The organism is Desulfitobacterium sp. THU1 (genome assembly GCF_038181555.1).
In the GTDB taxonomy this organism is placed as follows: Bacteria; Bacillota; Desulfitobacteriia; order Desulfitobacteriales; family Desulfitobacteriaceae; genus Desulfitobacterium.
The window spans coordinates 26,530-52,150 of record NZ_JBBWUA010000016.1 but is presented as its reverse complement, the minus strand read 5'-3'; the positions used below and the strand labels follow the sequence as shown (position 1 = coordinate 52,150).

The following is a 25,621-nucleotide window of genomic DNA, read 5'->3' as shown; positions in this document are numbered from 1 at the left end:
GTGTTATGCGCCTTCCATCAGATCACTGATATTCTGCTGGACGAGTCTAACCGCAGCAGGATTTCTCATTAAAAGAATGCTCGCACCGACTTGGAGAAGAGCTGTAGCAGTTAAGGTCTCCCAAAGAATCGCGCGCTCATTAAGATCACCCCAACCTGGGAACTCGTCTTCGGCAGCATTAGCTTCTTTAGCACGATTGGCTTCATAGCCCACAGTACATATCATAGGCATTGAGAGCATTTTATCATTAGCTAAGGCACCCAGACGTGCTCTTTCCATAATGGAATAGGCATATTCGATACCATAGCCTAACCCACCAATCATGGGGTCAATAACAATACGATTCAAAGGCAATCCCATTTCTGAGATCAAGATATTGAGCTGTTTACAAATATTGATATCTAATGGCGAACGAGCAATAACATTATGTTTATGCACCATGGCTGCTGCCGCAATGGACTTGTAATTATCTTGCTCGGCAATACCAATCAGAAGGTTTTCACCTGCAGTAGCTTCGGCTATGGCAGCCATGAGTTCGTTGTCCTTTTCCGGATCCTCACAACCGGCTACGATGAGGGGAACTCCCACAGCTGCTAAAACATCCTTTACTACTTTGGCGCACTCTTCAGAACTACGATTTTCCCCTTCTGGATTAGCCCCGATAAGTTTTAAATAGATCATATCGGCATGGTATTCTTCAACACATTTCTTTGCCCAAGCCACAGGATCATTGATCACATCTCCGAATTGACTTTTGACGATATCGTTCCATGCAGGAGGAATATCTGTAACTTCCATTGCAATAACTGCTCGGTTATCAATCTTTCCTTCGAAATGAAGAAATGGTAGAGCTGCGTCTCCGCCGACTTTAATAACTGAAGTACGTGTACCCCCTTCAGTAGCGGTTGCGCCGAGGATAACTTCTCCAACTTTATTTTGATATCTTTCTTTAATGAGAGCAACGGCCATATGAACCTCTCTCCTCTCTAGTTCTATTTTAGGGTTTTGATTAAGATTTTTTGGACGGCTTGCACGGCAAGGGAATCGTCCGGCAAAGTATAGAGGGGACTACCCTCTAAATCGTGGGTAACAACCATAGAATCCAGGGGAATATCCCCAATTAACCGAAGTCCGGTCTTGTCAATTTCTTTTTGGAGTGAATCCAAGCTTCCCTCTGTGGTTTTAGTGACCACAAGAAATACCTCATTCACAGCCGAACGCAATCCGTTAATCAAATCGTTGACTCGTCCGGCTGAACGGATTCCACGCGCAGATGAATCGCTGATGACGAACATTAGATCGATTCGGGGAATCGTTCTCCGACTGATATGCTCAAGCCCTGCTTCTGTGTCAACTATAACAAAATCATAGTTGTTTCCCAGCGTTTCAAGATATTTTCTCAGCAAATCATTAGGATAGCAATAGCAGCCAGGACCTTGTGGCCCCCCCATAACCAGCAGATCGATATCTTTGGATTCAATGAGACTTTGTTGTAGCTTGTATTCGATGAATACGTCTTTAGGCATACCAGTGGGAATAGCTTTGGGGTTCTTGGAATCCTCCAATAACTCGGAAATAGTTGCTGTAACTTCTAAACCAAGAGCTTCATTCAAATTAGCATTGGGATCTGCATCTACAGCGAGAATAGTTTTTCCCTGAAGTTCTTTCACCATTTGTCGAAGTAAAAGTGCTGTGAAGGTTGTTTTACCTACTCCGCCCTTACCTGCGACGGCAACATATTTTGTCACGATTCTTCCCTCCAATGCTTTCTAAACTCTTCCTTCAACGGATGGAAATAAGGATAGGTCGGTGTGGGGTAGGAATAAAGCAGAAACAAACTCATCCATAAACGTAGTTCCCACCGAAAGCTCGATATAGGTCATCTTGCGGGCAAGCTCCAAAGCCTCATTCCATGCTCTTTGTGAAAGCAGGGCCAGACGCGCCCCCTTCACTGATGAATTGCCAATAAACTCGAATTTTTCTTGAGGTAGATCAGGAAGCAGACCGATTTCCACCGAATCGTGGATGTTCAGATAATTGCCGAACCCGCCGCCAATGACAATTCTGTCAATCATATCGATTTCAATCGCTACCGCTTGCATCAAAGAACGAATCCCTGCATAAATCGCTCCTTTAGCCCGAATAAGATTTTTAACATCATTTTCGGTAATGACAACATCCTTGTCGCCCCCCGCTTGGTGAGCCCAAGCTAAGACAAATTCCTTATCATCGGCTGTGGAACGAATCCGCCGCGATTGTGAAGGATGCTCCAGTTGAAAATTGCCAGCCCGGTCAATGATTCCTGCCTTGCGCAGCTTAGCTAAACAATCAACTAATCCAGAACCGCAGATCCCTATCGGGGGGATCTTGCCAATAACTTTTAATTTCACCTCAAGTGATTCAGAATCAATGTCTACTCGTTCGATTGCGCCGGGCATAGCTCTCATACCAAAGAGGATTCCTCCCCCTTCAAAACAAGGTCCTGCCGAACATGCACAAGAAACAAGCCAATCATGGTTGCCAAGGACAATTTCTCCATTGGTTCCGATATCGATAAATAAGATGATCTCTTCTGAGTTCGCCAAATCAGTGGCTAAGGTACCGGAAACAATATCCCCCCCAACATAGCTAGCTACGGAAGGAAAGCTATGAACCAGAGCCTCAGGATGAAGTCTTAGTCCTATCTCCCTTGCTTGTGCTGCTGGTATGGCATTCATGGTGGGAATATAGGGCTCTAGGCGAATATACCGCGGATCAATACCTAAGAAGAGCTGTGACATGGTTGTGTTACCCGCTACCATGGCCGCGGCAATATCCTGAGGCTGAAGTTCCTGCCGTTTAAGAATGTCGTCAATTAGTACATTGAGGGTACCCACAACGGCATTTTGGATTTCCTTTAGATTTTCAGGGGCGTCCACAGCATAGACTATGCGCGAGATAACATCATCACCATATTGCGCTTGCTTGTTGTAAGATCCTTGCTTATCAACGATTTTGCCTGTGACCAGATCGACTAAGTAGACAACAACAGTCGTCGTGCCAATATCAATAGCAATACCATAGACCGGTCGAGTATTTGCTGGTTCAACCCGCAGAACCGTGTAACCCGACTCCAAATCTGTTAATGTAACGGACAGATCCCAGTGTGCTTGACGCAATACCTCGGGCAGGGTCTGCAAGACCGAGAGTGATATACCCAAAGGCTTGTCGACTGGCAGAGCTCGCTTTAACTCCAGGGACAAACGGGCCCAGTCGCTGGCATTATCCGTAAGGGTAGGTTCTGTACATTGAAGATTGACTTTGCAAGCTAAGGGTTGAAAGCCATATAAGGCGATCAGATCCTTCTCAGTTTCCTGGACTAAGGATGAATTATTGGCATCCTCCAGGAGGACTTGGTGAGCTTGCAGACGCGATTCCGGAGGGACTTCAACGGTAATATCCCCTTCAACAAAGGTGTGACAGCTTAAGCGTACCCCACGACTAAGTTGATCTGGCGAAAGATTTCCGGTCCGTTCGCATTTTACTTCTCCCGAAAGCACGATGACCTTACAAGAACCACAGGCTCCGTCACCGCCACAACTGGATTTAATATAGATTCCCGCTTGAGAAGCAGTCTTGAGCAGGGAGGTTCCCTTTTCTACCTCAATTAATATATCATCTGGTAAGAATTTTACTTGGTACTTCATGATGTCTCTCCTCCCCCCTCTGCTGTAATATCTTACATAGCCCGGGTAAAGGAAATGATACCACTGGAATCCCGTGGTCCAACAATGACTTTCCATCCGGATACTTCTTGAAGCTTTCCGGAGATGACCGCTACATAGCCGGGAATGATTAAGTTACGATGATTTACTTTCTCAGCAACTCCACTCTTGGCCAGGGCATCGGCAATTTTTTCCGGTTCATATTTACCTGCCGCATAAGCTGTTAGGACGGAAGTTCCATCGGTATCGATGGGGAGTATATAGCTAGGTATTTTACTAGCTTCGACTTCACCTTCTACACTGTAATAAGTTAAGGAGAAGTTGGTTGTAATATAAACAGGAGAGTTTTCATTGACGTCGCCCACAGTGTGTAAAATGGGTTCCACTTGGATTGGTTTTTGTGGATCTGTGTATAGATTCTGACGTAAGGTCATTAGGGGTAGGATATGAGCCTTGGCAGAGGCTTTTAAAACGACGGCACTGGCGTACTTGGACACATAAACCGAGGCTTCAGCTATCTCAGCCAAAGGGTCGGCTTTTGCGGTGAAGGCAATCACGGGATAGCCAAAGGGGCGATATTTCTTTTTAATAGCTAAGCGACGTAAATGAGTAAGATTGGCAAGAGTTTGACTCGGGTTCCGCGACCCGGGATCCAAAACAAACTCCTTATAGCCAAGTTTTTGAGCATTTTCTACTAATGTGTTTAAGGCTTCCATTCCTTCGGCCTTAATAATGACAGGCACACTATGCTCCTTGGCAAGATTAACGACGGACTCGTAGTTAGCTTCCGTAGCTGATCCAATCAGGGGTTTACGAGCTGCTACACTAGGTAATGCCGCTTTCAAAGCGTCTACATTCTCACTTAATAGGAGTAGTGAGCGCTCTGTTCCAGCGGCAACTTTAGCAACCACCTTGGCAAAGCGATCCGGATCACCCGATGCTTCCAAGATAGCCACTCCATCGATGGAGTAATGGAGACCGACCCGATCAAACTCCAAGCCATTGATTTCATCAAGTTTAGCTTGGATTTCCTCATCAGATAGGGCATCAGAAATCTCAATAAGAAGGGTTGTTGGATGATAGAAAGTCTTATCATGGCGGAACAGAACCGTTTCATCGCCAAGTATCGAACCATTACCGAATTTTATTGCTTTTATCGGAGGCGCAGAAGCAGAATCTAAATTCTCACGAGCTTCATCGGTCACGTAAGGACAAGCGTCAAGTGATCCTTTCCCGGAAGCCAACGCCATCGCGAAAGCGAGACAAGTTGGCGTACCGCATTCGCCACAGTTCTTTTTAGGGAGTTGTTTATAAATTTCTAAACCGGTTAAGGCCATAACATTAACCCCTTTCCAATGTTTTTATCTGGAGACAGAGCCGCTTGCTCTGTCTCCGCATTAGTAATCAAAACTACATTAATGGATCTAGATTAAAGCAGGGATGTCCGTTCTCTTCAAGGAAAGGAATAATCTCTTCTACCGTTATGCCAACAGTTTCATCAGCGATTTGATCAATAAACTCTTCGCCTAAGCCTTCTTCAACACAACGAGCTACAAAATCTTCACGCAAAAACTCCTTGAGCTCTTTCGGCATCCAAACAATTCGAGCGATTCCGCCATCAGCAGGAATGAACTTCTTACTGGTGAGATAGGTGCGCCCGATTCCCATAAAACCGGGAGTCTGCAAACCACCACCGACAGTACCGGCCAGTGTCGAGAAGGTCATACCACAAGGTGTCATTCCACTATGTTCACGGGTGGTAATCATCAAACCATTGGCCTCTGGGACAATAGCCATAATAGCTTCAAAACAACCGCAAGAAGTCATGGGACGATCCATCAAGGTGTAAAGATTGACTTCTTCTAAGGTATTGTTCGAAGAAGGTCTTAAATAATCATTGACACTTTGCCACATACCTCTGAAATCATCAATCGCCGGGCCTTTGGGAATCGGCTGGTTAGGACCGGTCGGAGTAATTTCGAAAGCTGCCTTAGCATCCAGCCAACTCACAGCGCCGCACAGTCCGACACGTTCTGGCGTTACGATACAGACATGGTTGGGAGCAAAGGATTGACAAAGTAAGCAAGAATAGAATTCTTCGACGTTCTCATCTGTTAAGCTCTTTAAGCGTGCATCACGTGCACGATAACGCTCTCTGGCCTTAACAATGTTTTCTTCTACTGCTTGTTGATCAGTGAAAATAGTGACCTGAACCCGGTCAACAATAGCCGGGAATTCTTGTTTGAATTTCGCAAGAAGCAATTCACCGATGTGCTTCATTAAGAAGCCCTTTGCTCGTGCATCCTTAGAAATCCGAACCCAGCACAAATCCCGTTGAGCCACGTGCCAAATTCCTTCACCATAGTTGGTAAAATAGTGAATACGACGTTCGAGAACTCCCTCAAAATCCTCCTGCATCTTACGGCCGAAGATATCTACCTTAATGCCCAAAGGAAGCTTGGAACCTTCAGGAATAGTATCAATCTCTGGTCCAATAACTGTAACTTGACCATCGACTACTTCATCCGCACCAACCATCGAGACTAATTCGAAGGCGGTTGTTCTACCTCCGCCGAACTCGACGTAAGTATCGCCTTTGCGAATGGTTTCTCCTTCAAAAGCGGGTCCGAAGTTTACCGGGATGGGGATTTCTACATTGGTCAACTTAATCCCTCGCACCTCTAAAGCAAGGGGAACGATCTTTTCATAATCCGGTTCGGAGATATACCAATCAGGGATCTGCATGTCTTCATCTAATACTTGATCCGTTATGGTCGGGAAGCCCATGAAAATGGCCCCCATCGATGCAGCAACTTTTACATCGTCCAATTCACCTAACTGAAGAACAAAAGCCCGTACGCGACGGCGTTGGTAGTCTCGGTGCTCTTCTCTTTGTCCGGCTGGGATTCCACCAAAGGCCAAACCTGCCCGGAAAGCATAATTCACCGCATGAATTACTTGGGTAAAGTTTCCTAAGGGAAAGGCAATATAATCTACGCCAATTTTGGCATTTTCTTCAAGAAGCTGCTCGATGATTTCATCGCAGAGGAAAAGCATGAAGCCTTTGCCCATTAAGTTATCAACAATCTTCTTGGCAGATTTTGAATCCTTGGCGCGTCCTAGGATAACAGCTTCACCAGGGATGGTCCAGTCGACCATCTTAATTCCATGTTTCCGTACAATAGGATCGCCTAGAAAACCAGTCCAAGGTTCCACCTTCGGTTCGTCATTGCATAGATAATGAATCACTTCAATAATCTCTGCAGCATACAAAACGGATTCACCCCAAAGGCGTGCGTTGGCAAAGGTTAATTCAGGTTTAACCTGATTCCGCATACGATTGAGTATCGGTACCAGTTCACCCAGTGTGGTTACCTTTTCTCCGGAGAGACAGGTAATAACAGGAAGGTGGTATGCAGTGTCCGGATAGCCTACCGTTTGATTTGGGCCATAATCCTTCATGGCACGGTTCAAAAGAATCTCGGCATAACTCATAGCCGTAATGGTACCATCATAGGCCTTACGAAGTATTTTTTTAGGTTCTTTGGCGGGATCTTTAATTGCATCAGCGTAAATTTGCTCCATGGACATAGATACTTCCTCCTTTCCTTACCACCCTTGGGCGATAGCTGTATTGTATTTCTCAGCCGTTTGTTTATGAATTCTAAGTTTCCAGCTTCTGTATTCAAGGGCATTTAGTATTTTTTGGGCAGCAATTTTCTCATCCACTTCAAAGATAAAGTTACCACCAAAAACATCATGGGCAATTTGCGTTGTAATTCCGTAAATGAGATCACTTCCCTCTAGATAGGGCAGAGTTCCGACATGTGTTGGAATACCCATGGTGACACAGTAAGCTCCAATAGCTACAGCTTTCTCATGCATAGCCTCAGGTGCCGAAGCTGCGAAAGGCACTTTAGGGGTATCCACTTTTAATTCCTTGGCCATTGCTTGTAACAAGTCCATACCACGGCTATTATCCACACAAGACCCCAGATGGAAAACAAGCGGTAATCCGGTAGTTAACTGAGGATTAGCATCTTCAAGCTGTTTAATAAAGCTCTTAAGACCTGCGCCGGCGTATTGTTCCACAGCCTCAGAATTCATTAAGCCCATCTTGGCAAATGCACCTGCCGAACAACCTGTGGCCACAACTAAGACATCGTTCTTCACTAGTTCTTTAAGAATGCTGACATGAGATTCATCCTGTTGGCGTTTCAAGTTATTACATCCTGCCATTTGAACAACACCCTTAATCTGCCCACTTAAAATAGCGTCAGTAAGGACAGAGAAAGGCCGTTCTGGATTAATCTTAGAGAAAATATCTGTTAGTGCTTCAATGCTAAATCCTGCGACTAGGCTATTGCGCACGCCGGAAAGAGTAATTTTCTTCGGATCCCTATATTTATAGGCTTCAATGGCAGTTCTGACCAGAGTCTTAGCATCTTCCATGGCTGTTTCCGAGTTAAAAGCCAAATGCTGTGCGCTCGGAATCTTCATGATAGCTTCTGTGGTAATTATCTTGGTGTGATAGCATTCTGCAAGGTTCTGTAACGATGGGTAAATACATTGGATATCAACTACCATGGCATCGAGTACCCCTGTCAAAATGGCCATTTCTTGAGAGGCAGAGGACGTAGCTAAATATACGCCTTCGCGCATGAGAAGTTCATTACCGGTACAGCAGATCCCGACGATATTAACCCCTTCTGCACCTACTTTTTGGGCCTCAGCCTTTAATTCGCGTGCAGCAGCGACCACCATTTCCGAAAGGACGGGATTATGACCGTGCACAGCAATATTAACCATTGATTTTTGGATAACCCCAAGGTTAGCTTCCGAAACAATGGGTTCAGGAATGCCAAACAATACGTCACTCAGATTGGTGCCAATATATTCTCCCACCAAATCCGACAAAGCACCTTTCAATCCCCCGAAAATTATATTAACAGGGTCAGCATCCACCCCTTGGGCTGTTTGAGCCATAAGTTCAGTCACCGTGCCATCAATGGAACGAGGCATAATATTTGTATGCTTAAATTTGTTACGGCGTTGCTCTACTAAGAATGAATCTAGAAAAGCCGCTGGTTTATCCTTAAACCTGCCAAAATCTTCATAAGCCAATTCTGCTACATCAGCAAGAATATCCATATCTTCTCTGTTTAGCGTTTCGATGCCGAGTTTTTCTGCTAGTTTATGAAGTTTGGCCGGTGATTTAATTTCATAGTCTTTAGCCTTTCCTTCAGTAAGTTCATAAACAGTATGGAGTACGTGTCTGGCATGTTCCGAATGAGATGCTGCTCCCCCCGCAATCATTCGAACAAGATTTCTGGAGACAATGGTGTACGCAGTAGCTCCACAGATACCTCTACTAGCCGGTCCTTCTTCTGCTTTGACACGGCAGGGTCCAGCTAAGCAAATGCGACAGCAGATTCCTTTATAGCCAAAACCACATTGGGGTTGTTGGGCTACAAAGCGTTCAAAAACTGTCTCAAGGTTGTTCTCTTGCGCAACTTTATACATTTCTATAGTGCCTGGGTCGGATGTGCGCAATGGGTTTTTGGGTTCCACCACACGAGGCGCATTCGAAGGCCGTGAGGTGTGTGTCAAATCCCGATATCTTGGCATTGTTTTACCTCCTCTTTATGACCTTATTTTTCCACCATACTTGTTTGATTTTCTTTGTAGTGCTTTATAACTCTCTCCTCTCTAATAAATTTCTATAGATAGATTCTAGTTGAGAACCTGGAGCAACTTTGGGAAAGGAAGTATGATCTATATGGATAGACATATCAAGCAGCTCTTCGCTAAAGGGGACAAAACCGATGAACTCCTGGTCTGAAAACTGAGCCCGGAGAAAATCCTCGTCCTTTTTAGAACGAACCTTGTTTCCTACCACAGCAACCTGCGGGATCCTCAGTTCTTGCGCCAGTTTCTGGATTACCCTTACTGTATGAGCACTGACTGTGCTAGCTTCAGTTACTATAACTAAGAGATCGACCCCTTGGGCAGTTCCACGGGTAAGTTGCTCAATACCTGCGCCCATATCTAAGATGACGGTATCTTGTTCAGAAAGAATTAAAGAATTTACTAAGGCGTGTAAGAAGCTGTTTTCTTTGCAATAACAGGACGTCCCGCCTCCTTTGACATTCCCCATTCTAAAGAAACGAATCGGTCCAACATGAATAGAATAATCATCGAGAATATCATCGACTTGCGGATTAAGCGGATAAAAAGCACCACTTCCTCCCATACGTTGTTCAATAAGATCCTTCATATCCACGATGGGCTTCAATTCTGCGAGGACATCTTCAGAAATCCCTAAGACTGTACCTAAACTTGCATCAGGATCTGCATCAACCGCCAGAACTCTTATCCCTTGTTCTGCTAAAAAAAAGGCTAAATTTGCTGCAAATGTTGTCTTGCCCACTCCACCTTTACCCGTGATTGCAATTTTCATTGATTTCATCTCCTACAACAATGTCGTGCCTGATTTCACAACGGCTTTTTTTCCACATGTTTACACTATATACAGATTAGGTTTTTTACATGACAAAAAACAACTCTATAGTGTATTCTTCATAATTACTTGAATTCCTTCAATAATTCTGAAAATTATGTTAAATCTAAGATTAATAAGATCCTATGTATCAAATTGTGAAATATTGCTCTAACTAACTAAGTATTCCCTACTCCTTTTGTAATTCCTTCCTAAATTTCTAAAGAATATAAAATTTAAATATTCAGGAATTTATCACAAATTGTGAGGCTAAAAATTTAGATTTTGAAATTAAAATAAGAAAGCCATCTCGTCCTAAAAAGGCATAAGATGGCTTAAATCTAAATCAGCGCAAGTAACTAATATCTTCTAAAGAATTGAATTAGCCTAAGGACTTTCTGAAGGCCCTCGTTGTTGAGTTGGCTCAATGACATTCGTAACCCAACCAATATCTTCAATAGAGGTTTGGGGGAAATCAGCTTCAGAAATGTCGTCGAGGACAGAAGTCAAGCTTTCGGCATTGATATCTTCAGGTTTTTTCTCTTGTGAAAATAAATCGCGCGGGATTTTGAGCATAGTCAACACCTCCATAATGTTCCCCACACTATCATCCCACCGTTTCTTAAGCTTATACTCAGCTCAAAGTATTGGAAATAGACTGATAAATCCCTAGTTTTGTTGTTACGAAAATCAATTAGGCCAAGGATGAAACGCTAGGCCTAATGCTCCGGGTCCGACATGGGTAGCGATAACAGGCCCTGCTTCGAAAATCCGTACATCTTGGCCAGGGAATTTTTCCTTAAGGTCCTTTGCCATGACCGCTGCTTCTGATGGTGCACCGACGTGAATTACAGCGATTCGGTAATTTTCTTTCGAAGACATGGCTCGATCAAGTTCGGCATAGACCCTTAGCAACGCCTTGTTTTTCGAACGAACTTTTTCAAAGACATCAATAATACCTTCTTCATTGAAATAAAGAATGGGCTTAATCTGCAGTAAGGTTCCAAAAAGTGCTGAAGCACCACCGATTCTTCCACCTCGGTGCAGATATTCTAAAGTATCCACAATAAAAAAAAGCTCACATTGCGATCTTAAGGCAGGAAGTCTTGACAAAATTTCTTGGGCATTCAGCCCTTCCCTAGCCCAGTCGGCTGCCGCCCAAGCTAGTAGTCCTAAGCCAAGGGCAGAGGATTCAGAATCAAAGATATGAATATTAGCGTTTTCTAGTAAATCCTTGGCCATCATAGCTGAAGAGTAGGTGCCGCTAATTTTCTGGGAAAGATGAATACTAATTATCTCTTCATAACCATCGGCGAGCGCAGCCTGATAGGCTTCCATGAATGAACCCACCGAAGGTTGTGATGTGGTTGAGGATCCTGAGATATTTTCCAGTTTTGTGAAAAAAACCGAATTGGATAATTCGATTTCCTTAAAAGTCTCATCGCCAATATTTACGTTCAGGGTTACAACACGAATGTTATAATCATTAATAATATCTGAAGTTAAATACCCCGTTGAATCCATAATGATTGCGGTTTTTCGCAAATCTTTCTCCCCCGCTTTTCTGTTTTTATATCTCTATAATAATTTTCGGCTATGGCTATATATGATTAAGTATATAGGAAAATCAACAGCCAATCAATAAAAGAGTAAAGTGCCTTTACTCCATTGTAACTTGACAGTTTGTGATGATTTTGATATATTATAAAGCGTTCTATTAACGGGGCGTAGCGCAGTTTGGTAGCGTGCTTGGTTCGGGACCAAGAGGCCGCAGGTTCAAATCCTGTCGCCCCGACCATTGAATAGACTTTCGTAGCGTGTACTATCCACTTAAGGATTATGGACACGCTTTTTATATATTTCTTAAGCTATCATATTTCGCATTATCTTAACACAGCGATTGGTGAAGGAAACCACATTATTCGCAAAAAATTTCTGGGGGGATTGAACGTGCTGCAAGGGAAAAAAACCTATCTTCGCCCATTGGCTCCCGATGATATTCCTATCTACCAAAAATGGTATAATGACCAAGAAGTTAATTATTGGGCTAATGGTGCTTGGCCTTTAAGCACAATGTTCAATGAAGAGGATATAGAAGAACGTTTTTTCACCCCACAAAAGGATAGCGGCCGTTATATCATTCTTAATGAGGAGCATGAGCCCATCGGAACGACTGGCTTTCGGGATATTAATCACCCTGCGCGTTCGGCCGTCCTCTTCATCATCATTGGTGAAAAAGACTATTGGGGGCGTGGGTATGGTACTGATGCCTTGAAGGTCCTTCTTGACTACTTATTTTATCAATGGAATCTTAATCGTTTGAGCCTAGATTTATGGGATGGAAATCTTCGCGCCCTAAAAGCCTACGAAAAACTTGGTTTTAAGACTGAAGGTAGGTTAAGACAAGCGCGTTTCGTTTTAGGAGAGTATCACGATGCCATTCTCATGGGGTTGCTGCGGGAAGAGTATACCTCCCTTATCCTGATAGAGAAAAATAACCCTAGGGGTTGAAATTGTTCATGGGTTAGAGTAGTATATATAGAGTAATTGAATACCTCTGGGGATTGGTGAAATTCCATACCGGCGGTCAAGCCCGCGAGCCATATGGCAGATCTGGTGTAATTCCAGAGCCGACAGTAAAGTCTGGATGATAAGAGGAAATGAAAGTGCTTACGCACTATTCTTTTGTTGCAAATTTTGTACCCCAGAGGAGTTACTCTGGGGTTTTTTATATGCTTTTATGGAAAGCTACTTAAGATTAGTCTCCGAAACGGTGGTGATCACTTGGAACAAGATCAAATTTATATGTCAAGGGCTCTGCAATTGGCGGCTCAAGCCGTCGGCAGAACCAGTCCTAACCCTTTAGTTGGCTGTGTTATTGTCAATAATGGAGGAATTGTGGGCGAAGGATATCATCAAAAAGCAGGCACCCCTCACGCGGAGGTTCATGCTCTCAGGGCAGCAGGCACGAATGCCCAAGGAGCAACCGCCTATGTTACCTTAGAGCCATGTTCGCACTTTGGCAAAACCCCTCCTTGTGCTGACGCACTGATTGAGGCAGGGATAAAAAAAGTCGTGGTGGCTATGGCGGATCCTAACCCTTTAGTAGGTGGACGTGGCATTACTCGTTTGCGTGAAGCAGGTATTCAAGTGGAGGTCGGCCTCAAGGAGGATGAAGCCAGAAACTTAAACAAAGGATTTCTAAAAGCGATTCAAACAACACTGCCCTTTGTCCTCTACAAATCGGCTCTAACACTTGATGGAAAAATAGCTACAGAATCGGGCGACTCTAAATGGGTTACCAATGAAGAATCTCGCGCCTATGTCCATCAATTACGCAATCAATTCGATGTGATCATGGTCGGCAGCGAAACCGTTAACCATGATAATCCTGCCCTGAATTGCCGGATTTGTGAAGGCCGTGACCCTGTTCGCTTGATCATAGACGGTGAGCTGAAGATACCTCTCAATGCGGCCATTTTCACCTCATCTTGTTCGGCGCCATGTATCATTGCTACCACTGACGCCGCTCCTCCGGAGCAATATGATTTCTTCCGGGGCTTAGAGAATGTTGAGGTTTGGAAATACAATACTCCCCGTTATGTTCCCTATGAATACTTGTTAAGGGATATTGTAAAAAGGGGTTGGAACTCCATATTGTTAGAGGGTGGAGGAAAATTAGCCGGTTCACTTATACAAGCACAGCTTGTTGACGAAATTGAATTCATTTATGCTCCCAAACTCATTGGTGGTAAAGGTCCCTCCCCTCTTAGCGGACTCGAGTTGCCCATGATGTCTCAAGCTATCCCCCTGGAGTTCTTAGAGACCGATCTCTCTACTGGAGATCTCCGAGTCCGGGCTAAGGTAAAGTACACAAGCTGAATGGATATGCGAGGTGAAACATATGTTTACAGGTATTATCGAAGAATTGGGTAAAGTAACAGATTTAAGGGTTCTACCGGACTCTGCTCAGCTTACCATTGAAGGGCCTCATGTCTTGGCAGGAACTCAGATCGGGGATAGTATTGCTGTTAACGGCATTTGTTTAACAGTGGTGAAAATGCAAGGTCAGCTGTTTACAGTAGATGTCATGGCCGAAACCCTCAATAAAACCAATCTCAAGGAATGTGGGCGCGGAACTAAGGTCAACTTAGAACGAGCCCTGCAACTTTCGACACGCTTGGGAGGCCATATGGTCAGCGGGCATGTGGATGGGGTTGGAACCATTTCGAGAATTACCCCGGTCGGGATCGCCCGAGTTTTTGAGATAAAAGCCTCCCCTGCTCTTTTGAAGTACATTTTACCTAAAGGCTCGATTTCAATTGATGGTATATCCCTTACCGTGGTCGATGTCCTGCCCCAAGGTTTTACAGTATCCTTAATTCCCCACACTCGCCAAGAAACAACCTTAGGTTTTAAGGGAGTTGGTGATATGGTCAATCTAGAGACTGATCTGATTGGCAAATACGTAGCTAGATTTTTAGAGAAAAATGATGCCCCCCAAAAGGATTTATCCATGAACTTTTTAGCGGAACATGGATTCCTATAGAAGTAGAGAATGTATAAATAGGAGTGATAGAAATGGATTTTCAGTTTAATACCGTCGAGGAAGCTATCGAGGACATTCGCGCAGGAAAAATGATCGTAGTCGTTGATGACGAAGAAAGAGAAAACGAAGGAGATCTGTTGATGGCTGCCGAGAAAGTCACGCCGGAAGCAATCAACTTTATGGCGACCTATGGCCGCGGCCTAATCTGTGTACCCATGACTGCAGAACGTATCCAAGCCTTGAATCTTGACCCTATGGTAACTCATAATACGGATCCCCACGGGACTGCCTTTACTGTCAGTGTTGATGGCTGCAACTGCACCACTGGGATCTCGGCCTTTGAGCGCGCTAATACAGTCAATATCTTAACCGACCCTCAAAGTCGACCTGAGGATCTCCATCGGCCGGGACATATCTTCCCTCTCAAAGCACGTGAAGGTGGGGTACTGGTTCGGGCAGGACATACGGAAGGAGCTGTTGATCTGGCACGCTTAGCAGGTTTTGAGCCGGCAGGTGTTATTTGTGAGATCATGAAGGAAGACGGTTCGATGGCTCGTGTGCCTGATCTCATGGAGTTCGTCAAGAAGCATGAGCTGAAGATCATCACCATTAAAGAATTGATTCGCTTCAGACGTAAAAAGGAAAAGCTGATAGAACGTGTTGTTGACATTCAACTCCCCACTGATTTCGGTGATTTCGAGGCCGTTGGTTACCGGAGTTTGCTCGATGGACAAGAGCATATTGCCCTGGTCAAAGGTGATGTACAAAACGGAGATCCCGTACTGGTTCGTGTTCATTCTGAGTGCTTAACCGGTGATGTGTTTCATTCCCGTCGCTGTGATTGTGGAGACCAATTGGCAGCAGCAATTGAACTTATTGAAAAAGAAGGTCGGGGCGTATTGCTCTATATGCGACAAGAAGGTCGTGGAATTGGCTTATTAAATAAGCTCAAAGCATATAAACTCCAGGAAGAAGGAAAAGATACTGTCGAAGCTAATCTTGCCTTAGGCTTCCCTGCCGACCTTAGGGACTATGGTGTGGGTGCTCAAATCCTTGTGGACCTTGGAATTCAAAGCGTGCGCTTAATGACTAACAATCCACGCAAAATTGTCGGTTTAGAAGGATATGGACTGGAAATCGTTGAACGTGTTCCCATGGAAATGCCTGTGAAGCCCGAAAATGAGTATTACATGCATACCAAGAAGACCAAAATGGGACACTTTTTACCTAGCGTTCACTAAATCTTATAGATGAATATGCTGTCAATTAAGAAAGGATGAAGAAATATGATGACTTATGAAGGTAAACTGGTTGTTGAAGGATTAAAATTTGGAATTGTCGCCGCTCGTTTTAATGAATTTATCACCAATAAATTAGTAGGCGGAGCTCTCGACGGACTAATACGTCATGGCGCAGCAGAGGAAGATATTGAAATCGCTTGGGTCCCTGGGGCCTTCGAAATCCCTTTGGTTGCTCAAAAAATGGCTGAAACCAAAAAATACGATGCTGTGATCTGCTTAGGAGCAGTGATTCGTGGAGCTACCCCTCATTTTGACTTCGTCAGTGCTGAGGTCAGCAAAGGTGTCGCTCATGTAGGTTTAGAGGCTAAAATCCCAGTAGTTTTTGGGGTATTAACTACGGACACCATTGAACAGGCTATTGAAAGATCAGGCTCCAAAGCTGGCAATAAAGGCTATGATGCCGCCATTACAGCCATTGAAACAGTCAATTTATTGAATATGATTAAATAATTCATTGCTTAAAAAATAGTACGAATTGGATAACTGTCCAAAATGTGTACCTTGTCAAAGAATCGTAAATTATTTAGACTTGTTATTGAGTCTAAATCTTTGATAAGGAGATGAGCGTTTGGCTTCAAACAAGCATGTTCTAACTAACATCGATAAGCAACTTGAAGCAGCACGCTCTGGGGATCAGGATTCACTCAATTGGGTTATCGAATATTATGAACCAGAAATTCGAAAAATAGCTTATAAGTATTTTCTGCATCGGGCTGATTATGAAGACTTACTTCAAGAAGGACGGATTGCTATCTATAAAGCAATTAATTCTTATGATTCGGATTCCGATATTCCCTTTCTGCATTTTGTGCGTATGGTTATTAAAAGAAAGATCATCGACAGCCTGCGGGCACATAACAGGCAAAAACACACAAATCTTAACGAAGCCTTTTCCTTGAATAATGAGGTAAGTGATGATAAATTGGATAGCTTCATTGATTTTGTAACCAACGATGATGACCCTGAGAAGAAAATTATTGCTTTGGATGAGACACGTCTCTTCTTGCAGGAGCTCATGAGTGGGTTTTCTGATTTAGAGCTTAAGGTCTTTCGTTGTCACTATCTAATAGGTATGAAACAACGTGAGATTACTCAGCATCTCGGTTTAAACTCGAAATCCTTAGATAATGCTATTCAAAGGATACGACGTAAAGTTACTGCATATCGTGAACGACAAGTCGCAGGATAATAAAAAAGAATCCCCTGATTATTTTCAGGGGATTCTTTACATAAACGTATCAGTCTATCATGTAGCTGCACGGCTGATCATTAAAAAGCTCTTCTCTGGGTCCAGTAGCTTAAACACCTCTTATAGGTCACTATTCTTCCGGACAGCCACCCACCGTGCTTTGCTTATCAGCCTCAAGTATCTCCTTGGCTTGCTCCATCCAATCCTCGGGGACATAAATCTCGACCCCATTGATTAAGCCATAGGTAGCTTTTAAATTGCCACTCCCTGGGAAGGCTTTCTGGGCAGGGATTTCTGCTTGTTCAAGAAGAGCAATGACAATATCCGCTTCGATTTCCGTGGTAACATTGGTCAAAAACAACCACTTCTTCATTTTTTCTGAGCTTCTTTCTTGCCTTTGGGGGGAAATATTAATCGTTGTATCACGATCACGGCAATGAATAAGCCTGTAATGATTAACCTAGTATTAGGGTCTAAATTACCGGAGAAAAAAATAAAAATCATAACCGCGGCAAATATCATGAGGTCTGTTTTAGAATTTTTCATGCGAAACATACATCCCCTTGCTATTAACATTTAAGCTTTTTATACATTAAAAAGAGCCTCTTGCCTAACTATCTATAGTTTATAGTTTTATCCATAAGGATGCAAGTGATGTTCAGCAAGTCATACATGGATGCACGAAACAGAATGACCTCCTCTTAGGGATTGTAATTTCCTAAGAGGAGGTCGAATTGCCTTACTAGGTTCTATTAATTGCTAAGAGTGTTAAAGTCGAATTCTCCACGGGAGTTAACATCGACCATGACGTGAGCACCTTCGTGAATTGTTCCCTGAAGGATTTGCATAGCCAGAGGATTTTGCAAATGTTGCTGAATGACACGTTTGAGTGGTCTAGCCCCATAGATCGGATCATAGCCCTGTTGAGCAATGATGTCCTGAGCAGCATCGGTAAGATCCAGAGTGATTTTTCGCGGTGCCAGATACTTACGAAGCAGATCCAGCTGAATTTCAACGATAGAACGAATATGTTCCTGGCCAAGAGGATGAAATACGATCATCTCATCTAGTCTGTTTAAGAATTCCGGGCGGAAATAGTTCTTCAATTCCTCTGTAACTTTGGAACGTAACACTTCTTGGGAAGCGCCTGAAGCCGTCATTTCTTGGATCAACGGACTGGCGATATTACTCGTCAAAATGACCACGGTATTTTTGAAGTTGACAACGCGTCCCTGTCCATCGGTTAAGCGGCCATCATCGAGAAGCTGGAGAAGCACATTAAACACATCACTGTGAGCCTTTTCTACTTCATCAAATAGCACTACACTGTAGGGTTTCCGTCTCACTGCTTCGGTTAACTGACCTCCTTCCTCATAGCCTACATAGCCGGGAGGAGCTCCAATCAAGCGCGCCACCGTATGTTTCTCCATGTATTCCGACATATCAATTCGGACAATTCCTTGATCATCGTCAAAGAGAAACTCAGCGAGAGCCTTGGCTAACTCGGTCTTCCCTACCCCTGTTGGCCCCAAGAATAAGAAGGAGCCTAAAGGACGATTGGGGTCTTGTAGTCCGGCACGAGCTCGACGTACAGCGTCAGACACCGCTTTGACGGCTTCCTCCTGCCCGATGACACGTTCATGTATCCGCTCTTCCATATGAACTAGCTTAGCTAATTCACTTTCGAGGAGCTTCGCTACCGGAACCTGTGTCCACTTGGCTACTACCTCTGCGATATCCTCTTCGCCAACCTCTTGCTTTAATAAAGAATTTTTGCGTGTTCGTAGCTGCTCCTCTGAGGCATTCAAATCCTTCTCTAATTTAGGTAATATACCGTATTGAAGTTCAGCAGCTTTGTTATAATCATAAGTTTGTTGAGCTTGCTCCATCTTTGTGCGTGTTTGATCAATTTCTTCTTTTAATTTATTGATCTTTGTGAGAACTTCCCTTTCCCCCTGAAGTTGGGCGTCTAGAGCCCCCCGATCTTCTTTGAGATTTGCTAAATCTTCATCTATCTTGGCAAGGCGCTCTTTACTCCCTTCGTCCTTTTCTTTCTTTAATGCCTCCCGTTCAATTTCTAATTGAAGCATACGGCGCTTGATTTGATCTAATTCATAGGGGTCACTGGTGATTTCCATGCGCAACCGAGCCGCAGCTTCATCCACAAGGTCAATAGCCTTATCAGGCAAAAAACGGTCACTGATATACCGATCGGAAAGTACAGCCGCCGCAATGATAGCACCATCAGTAATCCTTACCCCGTGGTGAGTTTCATAGCGCTCTTTGAGACCGCGCAATATGGAGATAGTATCTTCGACAGTGGGGGCACCTACCATAACGGGTTGGAAGCGTCGTTCTAATGCCGCATCCTTTTCAATATACTTGCGATATTCTTCTAAGGTGGTGGCACCGACCATGTGCAGCTCACCCCGAGCTAACATGGGCTTGAGCATGTTACTAGCATCCATTGCTCCTTCTGCCGCTCCTGCCCCGACGACCGTGTGAAGTTCATCGATGAAGAGGATAATATCTTCGCGCTCTTGGACTTCCTTAAGTACTGCTTTAAGACGTTCTTCAAACTCACCCCTATATTTGGCTCCGGCGATGAGCAATCCCATATCCAAGGCGATTACCTTCTTATCCTTAACGGATTCGGGAACGTCACCTCTGACAATGCGTTGGGACAAACCTTCCACAATCGCAGTTTTGCCAACCCCAGGTTCACCGATAAGAACAGGGTTGTTTTTGGTTCGTCGGGAGAGGATTTGAATTACCCGGCGGATTTCCTCGTCACGGCCAATCACCGGATCTAGCTTCCCCCGACGAGCTTGCTCCACAAGATTACGTCCATATTGCTCGAGGGCCTGAAAGGTTCCTTCAGGGGTCTGACTGGTAACCCGCTGGGTTCCTCGAACTTCCCGCAGAGCTTGCAGGAGTTTTTCACGAGTGAGCCCTTCTTGCTTTAAGAGCTTTTCTGCTCCCCCTTCCCCTTTCTCAAGAATAGCTAGAAGAAGATGCTCTGTGCTTACATATTCATCTTTAAACGTGTCCATTTCATCGTGAGCGGAGACCAGAACAGTTCGCAGGCGCGGTGAAGAAGTTAGTTGGACGGATGTCCCCGTCATCCGGGGTAAGCGTTGTATATCTTGACGTACTTTTTGAGCCAATGCTCCCACAGGGATATCTAGTTTTGTTAAGACTTGAGGGACTACTCCCTCTCCTTGTTCAAGTAAAGCCAAAAGTAAATGCTCAGGCTCTACTTGGCTGTTGCCATTCCGTTCTGCCATAGTTTGAGCTTGTATGATGGCTTCTTGGGATTTTTGCGTAAAGCGATTGGTATCAAAAGACATGGTGTTGATCACTCCTTTATCAATAACTTAATATTCCATAAAACTCTATATTCAATAAGTCTCTCTAAATATATTATAAGCACAACTCAATTAAAGGTCAATAAAGATCAGACATTATTTTTATTAAAAAACCCCTAAGCTTGACTTAGGGGGTGGATGGAGAGTTGCTATTCACTTAATCAGCAACCAGCTTTAGCAAATCAGATTTTACTCGCTCAAGGGTGTTTTGCAGTTCTTGAGGATTAACATCTCTGATATTGAAATAGAATTTTATCTTGGGCTCTGTACCTGAGGGTCGGGCCATGACGAAGCCGCCTCCCTGTAAAGAATAGCGTATGACATTAGACTGAGGCAGTAAAAGCGAATAATTCTCTTGTGGCGCAATGATTCTTTTTCCTTTCCTCAGTTCATAGTCATCGATGCGTTCGATAAGTATCCCCCCGAAAGATTCCACCGTGGTCTCCCGAAGAGTAGTCATCATCCGCTGCATTTTCTCTTTGCCCTCCTTACCTTGCAAGGTCATGGAGATTTGATCATCGACAAAATAGCCATAGCGTTGGTATATGTCTTCAAGGACCTCAAGCAAGGAACGACCTTCTCTTTCTTGATAATAGAGAGCGGCTTCACAGAGTAGTAAGGATGCGATAACGGCATCCTTATCACGGACGAAATGCCCCGCAAGATACCCATAACTCTCCTCAAATCCAAACTGGAAATTCCCAGTTCCTAGATTCTCCATTTCCTGCTCTTTCTCAGCAATAAACTTAAATCCTGTGAGAACATTTTCGATTTGAACCCCTAAGTCCATTACCATTAGATCAGCAAGATCTGTGGAAGCAATTGTTTTGATAATCACCGCATCATCCGGTAGAATCCCCAAGCTCCTCTTTTGGGTTATGAAATAATAGGCTAACAGGGTGCCCACTTGATTTCCGGTGAGTTGCTGATATTCTCCAGAAGGAGTGCGAATGGCCATGCCGAGACGGTCCGCATCTGGATCGGTGGCTATCAGGATTTGGGCATTCTGAGCTTTTCCATATTTTCGAGCTAGATCAAAGGTAGAGGGGATTTCCGGATTAGGATAAGGAACCGTAGGGAATTCTGAGTCAGGCTTTTCCTGCTCGGGAACAGTGAATACTGAGTAGCCCATTTCGGTTAAGACACGCCTCACCAACATATTGCCCGCCCCATGTAAGGGGGTATACACTAAGGAAAGGTTCTTCCCTTTTTCTTGGGCAAGGTCTGGGTATAATGCCAATTCTTTAACCTTCTTTAGATATGCATAATCCAGCTCCTCCCCTAAGTCGATAAGCAGCCCCTTTTCCCTGGCGTCCTTTTCCGGAAGAGGGTGAATATCATTCCACTGTTGATGAGCGTTAATACGATCAAGAATTTGATTGGCACGGTCTGGAGGGATTTGCCCTCCATCCTCCCAATAGACTTTATATCCGTTATACTCTTTGGGGTTGTGACTGGCAGTAATGACAATTCCCGCTTGAGCAAGTAAGTGTCGAACAGCAAAAGATAGCTCCGGAGTTGGACGAAGATTCTTAAATAGATAGGCCTTTATCCCGTTACGAGCAAGAATCAATGCTGCTTCTCGCGCAAAGTGATAAGATAGACGCCGAGAATCATAAGCAATGACCACCCCGCGGGCCTTTCTTTCTTCTCCTCCTTCACTAATTAAGTCTGCTAAGCCTTGAGTAGCTTTGCGAATCACATAGATATTCATACGATTAGTACCTGCGCCAAGAATACCACGGAGTCCCCCAGTACCAAATTCTAAATCGGCATAGAAACGATCCTCGATCTCTTTAGGATCATTTAAGCTCGCAACTTCTGAACGCGTCTCTTCATCAAAATATGAGTCATTTAACCAAAATTGATATCGTTCTTGAAACATCAACAATACTCCTTTGCTTGTATTATCACTTCAATATAAATTATGACCTTCAATAATAAAATAGTCGTGATAGTATCAATAGCATTCATGACGGTAATAGTTAAAAGAAGCTTACAGAGTGATCTGCAAGCTTTTTGTTCTTGGTGTGCCTTGTTCTTAGAGCGTCTTCTTCTTAGAGTATCATTTTAAGAATTTGGATAAACGATAAGCCCTACTAACCCAGGTCCAGTATGGACCCCTAAGGCAGGACTGATTTGACCAAAAAAGAGTTCCTTAGTATTGGGGTGCTCACGTGCTATTTTTTCCAAATCACGAGCTTCAGCCTCTGAGCCACCATGAACGATTGCGATACTAGCCATACTCTCCTTTAAATGGTCTAGCATAACATCCTTCAATTTTCTTAAGGATTGCTCTCTTCCCCGTACCTTGGAGAATGTAAAATACTTACCTTCTTCGTTAATAGAAATGATCGGTTTAAGATGAAGTAGTTCACCTATGGTACCTGCTACATAGCCAATCCGACCGCCTTTTTTCAAATACTCTAGAGTCGAAAGAACATAGTAAGCCTTAATACCTTGGACCGTTTTTTTGGCGGTCGCTACCACTTGTTCGAAATCCATGGAACGACGCCTCTCCCGTGCTGCTTCAATGACCGAGATTCCTAAGCCCATGGAAAGTGTTTTCGTATCGACCACTTCTATGATCATATCTTTAAATTCCTGAGCAAATAATGAGACGGCTTGATACGTTCCGCTGAGACCACTGGAAAGATGAAGAGCCAAAACATGAGTCACATTTTGCTCTCGTAAGCGGTTGAAAACAGCTTGAATTTCGGCCGGCGCTGGTAAGGAAGTTTTAGGAACTTCTTGCTCTAGGGAGTCGTAAACTTCTTGTGGGGAAATATCGACGCGATCCCGATATTCACGGTCATGATAAATAATATGTAAGGGTAATACTTCAATATCATACTCACGAATAATTTCTGGTTCTAAATCACACGCACTATCGGTAACGATAGCAATCTTCATCTCCTGAAGGTTATTAGGCTTTGTCATGCGCAAATATCCTTTCTATGTGAATTTTAGCGGGATAGATAGAATGATAATAAACCTATTGTAAGTATATCATACACATTATATTTATTTTTGAAAAGATTCATAATAAATTATGCAAGAAAACTCACCCTAGCCCTTATCATCACAGCAGTGCAAGCTCTAACGCTTTCTCTCGAACTTCACGGAAAGCTGTTGGATGATGAGCGATCTCACCAGCTGTGTCGATTTTCTGATAGGCACAGGATCCGAAGTAATGGACATCCATAACATGATAGAGGTTTCGCACTGATTTCTCAGCACAGCTAAAAACATCTGGGAAATCTGTTCCGGATGCCGAGAGGAAAAGCCCGTGGCGAGGTAATCGTTCAGATGTAGCAATGACAGGCTTTTTAAGCACATATTTTAGCGCCCAAAAAGTCTGCATACGATCGATCACCGCTTTCATCTGGGCGTTGATTCCCATAAAAAAAACAGGAGCTGCGACAATAATTCGATCTGCAGCGAGAAATCGTTCTTGGAGGTACTGAATATCATCTTTTTGCACACATTGACCGGTCTTCGAACATGCATTACAACCTAAGCAGGGTGAAAACTGCAGATCACGGACATTGATTCTCTCAATCGAATATCCCCCACTCTGTAAAGAATCCAAAGCCTCTTTTAAGAGTCGATCCGTATTACCATTGCGACGCGGACTTCCAGCTATTCCTAAGATATGTGGCTTCATACATGATCACCCCACAATTTAACTGTATTTTGCCCTTATTATACAATGATTGTTATTAATAGTAAAAGCGAGTTCCCTACTCTCAGGAACTCGCTTTTACATTAGTGCACAGAAAATATCTAGGTTAGGCATCGTTTGTTGGGTGACCGACAAATTACCAGATCCTTTCTATGAAATCATATTTGGCTTTGATGTGGATTACTTCAGCTTACAGTTGATTTTTGTGCTAGAAATCTTAATAGATTCTAAGCCAACTGAAGCAAGTATTGATTCAATCAAAAGCTTTTCATTATCACTCATTGAACTCCCCCCTTCTTTGCATTTCTCAATCATAACATTTTTATCATTTTTTGGCAATAGGAATAATTTGGTTTGTCGGCTCAGCGATTTAACCCTGACCTTTTCATTCTATGTGGTGGTCTATCTATTTATGCCACCATTATTTGCTCCACCACATAATTAAGAATTATTTTTCATCATATGCCTTGTCGTTCTTTTTTGTTCCATACAAATGCCAGCAATGAACATCTTTTTCACGAATAACTCATTTCATATTGTATATCATTAGGCTTAATGCCATGCTGGCTTAAGTATGCGGTTAGATAATCTTTCGGCTGATTTGTTAAACTGAAATCCCCCTGGGTCTTAGATAAAATGGTCGCAACTAGCTTATCTGCCTGTTCCCAAGCCATGGTCCAAGCATCTAGTACCGCAAGACTTTCTTTAGTCATGAGCAAACCGGCTGTTCCCTCCGAATTGAGCCACGCTTGCAAGGATGGATAGCGTTTCAGATACTCTTCTCGTCTCTGCCAGGAAGGGAGAAATCCGGCCTCATTTCTGGCTTGAAAATAATCGGAGAGAATCGCTTCTCGAAAAAGACCTCCCCCCTGATTACGGGGTACTAAAGCAATGGGGGTATCCTTAGTGTATCGGTAGACATAAAGCTCTCGAGTCTTACGAAAACCAAGCTTTTCATAAACCTTGCCAGCATGATTTTGGCTTAAGACTTCAAGCTGAATCCCCCTTAAATTTAGGCTATCAGCATTATTTAATTGATTTTTGATAAGAGGCTCAAATAAACGCTGGCCCCGAAATTCCGGATTGACACAGGTACCTGCAAGCCATCCCAGTCTATTCTCCGACGCTAGTAGAGAAAATCCAATAATACGATCTGAATTTTTCAAGGCAACGGATTGTGATAAATCGATTTGGCATTTCTCGAGCCATGCTTTCATTTGCGCTTCGGTGTATTTGGTTTCATATAAATAACCTTGCCAGCAACGGTTCCAAGCAAGTGTTAGCTCCTCAATAGAGGTTCTCGCCAAATCAGAAAACATTAACATG

Annotated in this window: 21 protein-coding genes, 1 tRNA gene and 1 riboswitch; of the genes, 7 read left to right on the top strand and 15 right to left on the bottom strand. The window is 43.6% G+C overall.

Annotated features, from left to right (window positions below; all coding sequences use genetic code 11):
- Positions 1 to 3: 3 nt before the first annotated feature.
- The 9 genes from AAC978_RS12380 to AAC978_RS12340 all read right to left on the bottom strand — a co-directional run bounded on the left by AAC978_RS12380 (position 4) and on the right by AAC978_RS12340 (position 11,748).
- Positions 4 to 969: an acetyl-CoA decarbonylase/synthase complex subunit delta gene (locus AAC978_RS12380; protein WP_341548366.1), complete on the bottom strand. Its 966-nt coding sequence runs from the start codon at positions 967 to 969 to the stop codon at positions 4 to 6.
- A 23-nt stretch (positions 970 to 992) separates the two neighbouring features.
- Entirely contained in the window at positions 993 to 1,748 is a 756-nt protein-coding gene (locus AAC978_RS12375; RefSeq protein WP_341548365.1) for an ATP-binding protein, read from the bottom strand.
- Between the two features lie 21 nt (positions 1,749 to 1,769).
- A complete protein-coding gene (locus AAC978_RS12370) occupies positions 1,770 to 3,689 on the bottom strand; it encodes an ASKHA domain-containing protein (RefSeq protein WP_341548382.1) in 1,920 nt (639 codons plus the stop codon).
- Between the two features lie 29 nt (positions 3,690 to 3,718).
- Complete coding sequence (gene acsC, locus AAC978_RS12365) at positions 3,719 to 5,041, bottom strand: acetyl-CoA decarbonylase/synthase complex subunit gamma (RefSeq protein WP_341548364.1); 1,323 nt, start codon at positions 5,039 to 5,041, stop codon at positions 3,719 to 3,721.
- A 73-nt stretch (positions 5,042 to 5,114) separates the two neighbouring features.
- Positions 5,115 to 7,295: an acetyl-CoA decarbonylase/synthase complex subunit alpha/beta gene (acsB, locus tag AAC978_RS12360; RefSeq protein ID WP_341548363.1), complete on the bottom strand. Its 2,181-nt coding sequence runs from the start codon at positions 7,293 to 7,295 to the stop codon at positions 5,115 to 5,117.
- An 18-nt stretch (positions 7,296 to 7,313) separates the two neighbouring features.
- Positions 7,314 to 9,332: an anaerobic carbon-monoxide dehydrogenase catalytic subunit gene (cooS, locus tag AAC978_RS12355; RefSeq protein WP_341548362.1), complete on the bottom strand. Its 2,019-nt coding sequence runs from the start codon at positions 9,330 to 9,332 to the stop codon at positions 7,314 to 7,316.
- Between the two features lie 64 nt (positions 9,333 to 9,396).
- Complete coding sequence (locus AAC978_RS12350; protein ID WP_341548360.1) at positions 9,397 to 10,164, bottom strand: ATP-binding protein; 768 nt, start codon at positions 10,162 to 10,164, stop codon at positions 9,397 to 9,399.
- A 426-nt stretch (positions 10,165 to 10,590) separates the two neighbouring features.
- Positions 10,591 to 10,779: a hypothetical protein gene (locus AAC978_RS12345; RefSeq protein WP_341548359.1), complete on the bottom strand. Its 189-nt coding sequence runs from the start codon at positions 10,777 to 10,779 to the stop codon at positions 10,591 to 10,593.
- A gap of 114 nt (positions 10,780 to 10,893) precedes the next feature.
- A complete protein-coding gene (locus tag AAC978_RS12340; RefSeq protein WP_341548358.1) occupies positions 10,894 to 11,748 on the bottom strand; it encodes a DegV family protein in 855 nt (284 codons plus the stop codon).
- A 176-nt stretch (positions 11,749 to 11,924) separates the two neighbouring features.
- On the opposite strand from AAC978_RS12340, the gene AAC978_RS12335 reads away from it, so the two are divergent.
- The 7 genes from AAC978_RS12335 (at position 11,925) to AAC978_RS12305 (ending at position 17,242) form a co-directional block, all read left to right on the top strand.
- Positions 11,925 to 12,001, top strand: a tRNA-Pro gene (locus tag AAC978_RS12335).
- Between the two features lie 152 nt (positions 12,002 to 12,153).
- Positions 12,154 to 12,714: a GNAT family N-acetyltransferase gene (locus tag AAC978_RS12330; RefSeq protein ID WP_341548357.1), complete on the top strand. Its 561-nt coding sequence runs from the start codon at positions 12,154 to 12,156 to the stop codon at positions 12,712 to 12,714.
- Between the two features lie 38 nt (positions 12,715 to 12,752).
- A riboswitch (FMN riboswitch) is annotated at positions 12,753 to 12,866 on the top strand.
- A gap of 121 nt (positions 12,867 to 12,987) precedes the next feature.
- Positions 12,988 to 14,085 carry a bifunctional diaminohydroxyphosphoribosylaminopyrimidine deaminase/5-amino-6-(5-phosphoribosylamino)uracil reductase RibD gene (gene ribD, locus AAC978_RS12325; protein WP_341548356.1) on the top strand — a complete coding sequence of 366 codons (1,098 nt, stop codon included), beginning with the start codon at positions 12,988 to 12,990 and terminating at the stop codon, positions 14,083 to 14,085.
- A gap of 22 nt (positions 14,086 to 14,107) precedes the next feature.
- Positions 14,108 to 14,752: a riboflavin synthase gene (gene ribE, locus AAC978_RS12320; protein ID WP_341548355.1), complete on the top strand. Its 645-nt coding sequence runs from the start codon at positions 14,108 to 14,110 to the stop codon at positions 14,750 to 14,752.
- Positions 14,753 to 14,784: 32 nt separating this feature from the next.
- On the top strand, positions 14,785 to 15,993 hold the full coding sequence (locus AAC978_RS12315) for a bifunctional 3,4-dihydroxy-2-butanone-4-phosphate synthase/GTP cyclohydrolase II (RefSeq protein WP_341548354.1): 1,209 nt from the start codon (positions 14,785 to 14,787) through the stop codon (positions 15,991 to 15,993).
- Between the two features lie 45 nt (positions 15,994 to 16,038).
- On the top strand, positions 16,039 to 16,503 hold the full coding sequence (ribH, locus tag AAC978_RS12310) for a 6,7-dimethyl-8-ribityllumazine synthase (RefSeq protein ID WP_341548353.1): 465 nt from the start codon (positions 16,039 to 16,041) through the stop codon (positions 16,501 to 16,503).
- A gap of 118 nt (positions 16,504 to 16,621) precedes the next feature.
- A complete protein-coding gene (locus tag AAC978_RS12305; RefSeq protein WP_341548352.1) occupies positions 16,622 to 17,242 on the top strand; it encodes a sigma-70 family RNA polymerase sigma factor in 621 nt (206 codons plus the stop codon).
- A gap of 130 nt (positions 17,243 to 17,372) precedes the next feature.
- Here AAC978_RS12305 and AAC978_RS12300 read toward each other — a convergent pair whose 3' ends face one another.
- From AAC978_RS12300 to AAC978_RS12275, 6 genes are all read right to left on the bottom strand, one after another.
- Positions 17,373 to 17,615 carry a putative signal transducing protein gene (locus AAC978_RS12300; protein ID WP_341548351.1) on the bottom strand — a complete coding sequence of 81 codons (243 nt, stop codon included), beginning with the start codon at positions 17,613 to 17,615 and terminating at the stop codon, positions 17,373 to 17,375.
- Between the two features lie 379 nt (positions 17,616 to 17,994).
- Positions 17,995 to 20,592, bottom strand: coding sequence for an ATP-dependent chaperone ClpB (gene clpB / locus AAC978_RS12295; RefSeq protein ID WP_341548350.1), 2,598 nt, complete (start codon positions 20,590 to 20,592; stop codon positions 17,995 to 17,997).
- Between the two features lie 175 nt (positions 20,593 to 20,767).
- The gene (locus AAC978_RS12290; protein WP_341548348.1) at positions 20,768 to 22,495 is read right to left on the bottom strand and encodes a phospho-sugar mutase; all 1,728 of its coding nucleotides are present in this window, start codon (positions 22,493 to 22,495) and stop codon (positions 20,768 to 20,770) included.
- Positions 22,496 to 22,680: 185 nt separating this feature from the next.
- Positions 22,681 to 23,550: a DegV family protein gene (locus AAC978_RS12285; RefSeq protein ID WP_341548347.1), complete on the bottom strand. Its 870-nt coding sequence runs from the start codon at positions 23,548 to 23,550 to the stop codon at positions 22,681 to 22,683.
- A 142-nt stretch (positions 23,551 to 23,692) separates the two neighbouring features.
- Positions 23,693 to 24,277, bottom strand: a complete 585-nt coding sequence (locus AAC978_RS12280) for a flavodoxin family protein (RefSeq protein WP_341548346.1) — start codon at positions 24,275 to 24,277, stop codon at positions 23,693 to 23,695.
- A gap of 533 nt (positions 24,278 to 24,810) precedes the next feature.
- Entirely contained in the window at positions 24,811 to 25,620 is an 810-nt protein-coding gene (locus AAC978_RS12275) for a GNAT family N-acetyltransferase (protein WP_341548345.1), read from the bottom strand.
- Between the last annotated feature and the right edge of the window lies 1 nt (position 25,621).